At 50.2% G+C, this 6,142-nt stretch carries 5 protein-coding genes; 1 reads left to right on the forward strand and 4 read right to left on the reverse strand.

The window, feature by feature from the left end:
- Nucleotides 1-100: 100 nt before the first annotated feature.
- Nucleotides 101-499, reverse strand: coding sequence for a DUF2203 domain-containing protein (locus tag HY774_01280; protein ID MBI4747094.1), 399 nt, complete (start codon nt 497-499; stop codon nt 101-103).
- Between the two features lie 447 nt (nt 500-946).
- Entirely contained in the window at nt 947-1,813 is an 867-nt protein-coding gene (locus tag HY774_01285; GenBank protein ID MBI4747095.1) for a tetratricopeptide repeat protein, read from the reverse strand.
- Between the two features lie 216 nt (nt 1,814-2,029).
- Between HY774_01285 and HY774_01290 the strand changes: the two genes are divergently transcribed.
- Complete coding sequence (locus HY774_01290) at nt 2,030-4,363, forward strand: PD40 domain-containing protein (protein MBI4747096.1); 2,334 nt, start codon at nt 2,030-2,032, stop codon at nt 4,361-4,363.
- 91 nt (nt 4,364-4,454) lie between these two features.
- On the opposite strand, the gene HY774_01295 is transcribed toward HY774_01290, so the two are convergent.
- Together HY774_01295 and HY774_01300 are read right to left on the reverse strand one after the other, a co-directional pair.
- On the reverse strand, nt 4,455-4,829 hold the full coding sequence (locus tag HY774_01295) for a DUF2752 domain-containing protein (protein ID MBI4747097.1): 375 nt from the start codon (nt 4,827-4,829) through the stop codon (nt 4,455-4,457).
- A gap of 230 nt (nt 4,830-5,059) precedes the next feature.
- A complete protein-coding gene (locus HY774_01300) occupies nt 5,060-6,061 on the reverse strand; it encodes a GHMP kinase (protein ID MBI4747098.1) in 1,002 nt (333 codons plus the stop codon).
- Between the last annotated feature and the right edge of the window lie 81 nt (nt 6,062-6,142).

The following is a 6,142-nucleotide window of genomic DNA, read 5'->3' on the forward strand; positions in this document are numbered from 1 at the left end:
TGGTGCTTGGAAGTATTTGGTTCCAAAGAGCTAAGAATCAAGAACAAGTCACCAGAAACCAAGAAGTGTTTCTTCATTCTTCATTCTTCATTCTTCATTTTTAAAGGGGTTGCCGCCCAGCAAACCCGGCTTCGATGTCGTGCCACCAGCAAACTTCATCTTCATCCATTTTCCAGCAGAGGTATACCACTCGACCATCCCGCAAATGTGGGAAGTCGCACAGGCCAACTCGATAATCTTTGACCAGGACGCCGAGAGCTTCGATGTCGTGAACGCTTTTGGAAAATACTGCCAGGCATTGAATATAGTATCCGCCCATATGGCTTCCGCCGCCGGAACTGGCTCGATCACGAGCGCGCTCAATATCATCGGCAACGCGTGTGTAGCCTTCCTGGGCCTGGACAACTTGTTTGATCAATCGGCGAAGGGTTGGAACGAGGCGATTGGCTTCTTCGCGGGAAAAGAGTTTTGACGGGGTCTCTTGGTTGGGAAGTTCCATAACAAAATTCAGGGCTCCAGGCAAAATTTCCGGGTAATAGTACCTGAAGCACCGGGCACGAAACCAGTGGAGATGGAAATTCCTTTTTCGGGTTCCGGGTTCCGAGTTCCAGGTTCCAGGTTTTCGAAGCATAAGAAATGACGATTGACCTGTATCAAAAAAAAGCGCCCCACCCCCTAGCCTGGGGTGAAGCGCTTTTGCATCAACAACGTGGCTGCAACGCCTGGGGGCGCGGCAGGTGCATCCAAACATCACGTTGTGAGGAGAACCTGGAATGAAGAATGAAGAATCGGGCACAGGGCACAGGGTTTAGGGTTTAGGGTTCAGGGTCATAAATGCCAGGATAAAGATTTTAGGCCCGCAGGGTCGTTGTGTAATAGCCGTCGTGCGAAGCCCACGGTCTCCGGGTTTTCGGAACCCGGAACCCGGAACCCGGAACCCTGTATTTCATCGTTGAAACGTCGGGGATCCCACGCGATCAGTGTATTGCAATCCAAAGAGCCGTTGCGTGATACGGGTATGGATCGAATCCAGCCGCCGATACTGAGCCACGGTTGGGGCTGGCGAATCCATTACCTGACGGGCCAATCCGAGGTTGTAGGCCGCTTCCTGATAATCAGATTTCAGTGAAATCGCTTTTTTGTATTCATCAATGGCAGCCTGGATGTGACCGGCCTGGAAAAGAGCCACACCCAGGTTGTTGTGCGCACCTGGATCATTGGGCGAGAGAGAGGCTGCTGTTCGAAAGGCTGCCACGGCTTCGTCGGTTTGATTCAGGGCACGATGGGCAATCCCCAACTGGTTAAACACTTCAGCCGTTTGTGGTTGTTGCTGGGCGGCTGCCTGATAGGCTTCAAGTGCTTGTGAATACTCTTTGAGATCCATTGAAACTTCTCCCAAACCAATCAATGCCTTTGTGTAGTCAGGATTGACTGTCACAGCCTGTTTAAATGCTGTTTGAGCTTCGCGGCGGTTCCCGGCGGCATCCTGGATCACACCCAGGTTGTAGTGGCCTTCGGCAAAACGGGGGTTGAGTTGCAGCGCCTGCTTGATTTCGGTAATCGCTTCGGATTTACGTCCCAGTTGAAAATAAGTAATTCCTAATTGATGATGTGCGGTGAAGTCTTTGGGCGACTGACGCACCAGTTGTTGAAAGGTGTTGGCGGCTTCAGTCAGTTGACCAGCCGATAAAAACGATTGTCCTTTTTGATAAAGAACCTGAGTTGAGGTTGGCTCTGAAGCAAAAATCGGGGTTGAAAATGAGAATGAAACACAGGCGGTCAGCAGGAACAGTTGGAACAGTCTATTTTTCATGGCGAACTCCTTTTTGTGATGGAACGTTATTGGCGATGCTTACCTGAGAGAACCTCCTCCCCAACAGATCAGCTTTAAACATCGTGACCGTGACCCATTGACGTTTGGTGGTTCTCTTCGACACCAACCCTAGTTCAACCGACTCTCAAAAGTCCTTTCACGTTCTGACATTGCAGGGTTACATTTTCTGAAAAAGTCTTACATCAGTCTAAGTTTATGAAAGAAAAATACTTATATGAATTCGGGGAGTTTCAGTTAGATACCATGCGACGGGTTCTGTTGCGTGATGGAAAGAATATTCCACTGACCCACAAGGCACTTGAGACCCTTCTGTTTCTGGTTAAACGCCATGGGCAGGTAGTTGAAAAAGAGGAATTGATCGAGGCAATCTGGCCTGACACGTTTGTTGAAGAGGGGAGTTTGACGCGCAATATTTCCGTGTTGCGGAAGACCCTTGGGGAAGGGCCATCAGATCATCATTTCATCGAAACTGTTCCAAAACGCGGTTATCGCTTTGTGGCCGAAGTGCGAGAAATTGCGGTGACCTCAACGCCGCCGGTCAATGGTCACGCCTTCATTCAGACTGTAACCACGCTGGAGGTTGAAACTCCGGTTGAATCGCTTTCCCTCGACGATCCCCTTGACGAAGACAGCGGCGAAATTTCGATGGAATTGCCGGAAACGACAGATGAAATTCTGGTTGAAAAAGAGTCAAGCCTTGAAGTCGAACCAGTCTGTGTGCCTTCACCCGTGAGTGGTCTCCGGTTTTGGACATTTCAACTTGGGGTGGCGCTTGGGGTGATTGTGCTGATGGTGGCGGCAGCTCTGTTCGGAATACGCTATCTTGCTGATTCAAAAGCAAATGCACATCCATTTCAACTATCGGAGATGAAACGCCTGACCAATAGTGGCAAAACAATTGATGCCGCGATTTCACAGGATGGCCGCTATCTGGTGTATGTTCAGGATGAAGGCGAGCTGCAATCGCTCTGGATCCGGCAGATTTCAACGGCGAGCGATGTCCAGATTCTCCCACCGGCCAATGTGGTCTATCAAGGACTCGACTTCTCGCCGGATGGCAACTATGTCTATTATAATCTGTGGGATAAGGTAGGTGTCGGTGTGGTGTTTCGCATTCCGACATTAGGAGGGATGTCATCCAGGGTAGTGGCGGATGTGATGCCATCGCTGGCCGTTTCACCTGATGGACAGTTTGTGGCGGTGATTCGAAGCGATGCCGTCAACAATACCAAAATGCTGGTGATTGCCAACACTGATGGGAGCGGGGAGCGAATCCTTATTCAGCGCAAGGAATTTGAGTGGCTGGCCTGGCCTGCCTGGTCACCGGATGGAAGCTCAATTACCTATGTTGGCTCCCGCTTCACTCAAAAAGACAATGACAGTCGGGTGGTCGCCCGAGTCTATGAAATGCCGCTCCACGGTGGGGAAGAAGTTGTCCTTTCAAGCCATCCCTGGCGAGATATCACTGGCATGAAGTGGTTGAAGGATAAATCCGGCCTCGTCATGACCGCCACTGACCAGATTGGGGCTCCCATGCAGGTCTGGTTTGTTCCAAACCAGGGAGGCGTACCCCAGCGGGTGACCAATGATGTCAATGGGTATCGCGGATTGAGTCTGGCTGCTGACTCAAATGCCTTGATTACTGTTCAATCAGAAGTTCTCTCAGGGATATGGGTTTCACCCGTTGATGACTATACCCAGGCCCGGCAAATTACTTCGGATCGCAATGAAGGGATTGGGTTTAGCTGGACTCCGGATGACCGGCTGGTCCATTCATCCTGGCGGAGCGGCAACCTTGATATCTGGATTATGGACCGTGATGGAAGCCACAAACAGCAATTGACTTCCAATGCGGGCGTCAACTTCCGTCCCCAGGTTTCCCCTGATGGACAAACCATTGTTTTTGGCTCAACCCGCAAAGAGGCCCAACATTTGTGGAAAATGAATATTGACGGCTCAAATCCACAACAACTGACCAATGAAGAATGTGCTGACTTTGCCTGTTTTTTACCAAACCAGGATGAGTTGGTGTATGTCGCCACCAAAGATGGAAAAGCGCCGCTGTTTCGGACATCGCTCAAAACTGGTGAAAAAAAACAACTTAACGCAACCTTTTGCTACCTGCCGGCTGTTTCGCCCGATGGCAAGTACATTGCCTATTCATACTGGAACGAACGCTCCATTCCCCAGCAATGGGCCCGTGAAATTATGGCAATTGATGGGAGTGAACCACCGCGTCCGATCAATATTCCAAAATCCGCGGTTGGATTCATCGGGGCAGTTATGTTTCAGTGGAATCCCAACGGTGAAGGATTGCTCTATATTGACAATCAAAATGGGGTTTCAAATTTGTGGGAACTCCCACTGAATGGCGGAACGCCACGTCAGGTGACCAGTTTTATCGAAGGCCGGATGCAATCTTTTGCCTGGTCGCCGGATCGGAAATTCATGGCGTTTGGAAGATCGGTCACCAGCAGTGATGTGATTCAAATCAGAGGGTTTTCCCCAGCGACGCAAGAGGCAAAATGAAGAATGTGGTTAGTGGTTAGTGGTTAGCGGTTAGAAATCAATGCTTTCAAAGAAGAACCAGGAACTAACCACTAACCACTTTCTTCTTCCTTCATTGCCCAAAAAACCACCATCCAAGTCTGAAAATCCACGCCACCACCAGCAATCCCATAATGCCAAACACAACCATCGGATGACCAAAGTTGTCTCCGATTTTCCGGGTCGTGCCGGAATACCCCAGCAGATTGAGTCCCGTCGTCAACCACCAGAGCCCAAAAAGCCCGAAAACCAGTGGGCTCAGCGGATGGAAATGAACCGCACGTGTCAATTCTCCCTTTGCCAGAGCGCAAAATGCTCTGGTCATTCCACATCCAGGGCAATCAATTCCAGTAAATGTTTTAAAGGGACAAAGAGAGAACCGGGGATAGTCTGCTGGAAAGTAGAGGAAACTCACGACAAAAATGGTGCTGGTAAATACAAACCCCATTGCCGAGGGCGAAGACCAGATTCGATTGAGCCAGGTGCGGATCATAAGGTTTAGGGTTGAAGAATCTCGGGTTGAAGACTCGCAAGCTCGGGGCTGAAGACATTGGGCTGAAGACTCGCAAGCTCAGGGCTGAAGACATTGGGCTGAGATTGGTTTTACCCATTTTCTTCAGCCCTCAGACCCAAGCCCTCAGCCCTGGTTTTCTCAGCCCGAGGTCTTCAGCCCCAATTTCATCCTACCTGCTCAACTCGCAGGCCGCGATCAATCAAATTGACTTCCAAAACTTCTCCTCCGGCCTTAGTCAGAGCCTGACTGACGTCAGTTTTACGACCGGTTTCAACCAAAAACACCACGCATCCACCACCACCAGCCCCACAGGCTTTGGCTGCCAGGGCGCCGTGTTCTTTGGCCACAGAAATCAAGTGTTCAATTGTGTCAGTGGTGACATGGTCGGAAAATCCTTTGCGGAGTTCCCATTCTTCAGTCAGGCAGGTGGCGATACCTGGCAAATTTTGTTCAAGCACGGCAATGCGCATGCGATTGGTGACTTCGCACAGGCTGGCAAATCGTTCGCGGACGCCATCTCGATTATCAATATGGGCTTTGAAAATTTCCCAGTTGTTGGTCCCGCTAAAATGAGGTTTCCCGGTGTAGCACAGCACCACATGATCTTGAAGTTTTGCCAGATCAATTGAGAGTGCCTCGCGCACAACTCCAATCACTTCCAGGTGTAAACTGTTCGTTCCTCCATACATCGCCGGATAATAATCCTGCACGCCCGATGGAACCTCAATGACCTGGGTTTCGATGTTTTGGGCAATTTTTAAAAGCTGGCTGTCACTGAATCGGTTTCCGGTGAGATGATCCAGGGCGCCTGCCAGTGCCACCGCCAGCGCCGAAGACCCGCCTAAGCCTGAGCCAGGTGGTGCTGCACAACGAGTGGTCACTTTCACACCTGTATAAGGCTTGAAGTAGTCAACCATCCGGGCAAGCAGTTGGAGTGGTGTATCAAGCCGGATTTCCCCAAGTGATTCATAGGTTTCGCTCAAGTTGATATCTTCTGAAACCAGAATAATCTGCTCATCCAGACGTTCTTCGACGCGGCAGGTTGCCAGAAGGTCAATTGCCACGTTGATGGTTTGGGCTTCCTGGTGCAACAGATAGAGTGGCCAGAGATCAACCGTTCCACCTGCCAGATCAATTCGCGTCGGAGCTTTGGCTTCAATAATCATTGGCTTTTGGAGAGTTAGTAGTCGGTAGTCGGTAGTCAGTAGTCAGTAGTAAGTAGTCAGTAGTCAGTAGTCAGTAGTCAG

The organism is Acidobacteriota bacterium, assembly GCA_016208495.1.
GTDB lineage: Bacteria > Acidobacteriota > Blastocatellia > Chloracidobacteriales > Chloracidobacteriaceae > JACQXX01.

What these genes read in the sequence shown, in the direction of transcription:
- HY774_01290 (MBI4747096.1), top strand. Translation starts at nt 2,030, where the DNA reads ATGAAAGAAAAATACTTATATGAATTCGGGGAGTTTCAGTTAGATACC.
- HY774_01285 (MBI4747095.1), bottom strand. Translation starts at nt 1,813, where the DNA reads ATGAAAAATAGACTGTTCCAACTGTTCCTGCTGACCGCCTGTGTTTCA.
- HY774_01295 (MBI4747097.1), bottom strand. Translation starts at nt 4,829, where the DNA reads ATGGGGTTTGTATTTACCAGCACCATTTTTGTCGTGAGTTTCCTCTAC.
- HY774_01280 (MBI4747094.1), bottom strand. Translation starts at nt 499, where the DNA reads ATGGAACTTCCCAACCAAGAGACCCCGTCAAAACTCTTTTCCCGCGAA.
- HY774_01300 (MBI4747098.1), bottom strand. Translation starts at nt 6,061, where the DNA reads ATGATTATTGAAGCCAAAGCTCCGACGCGAATTGATCTGGCAGGTGGA.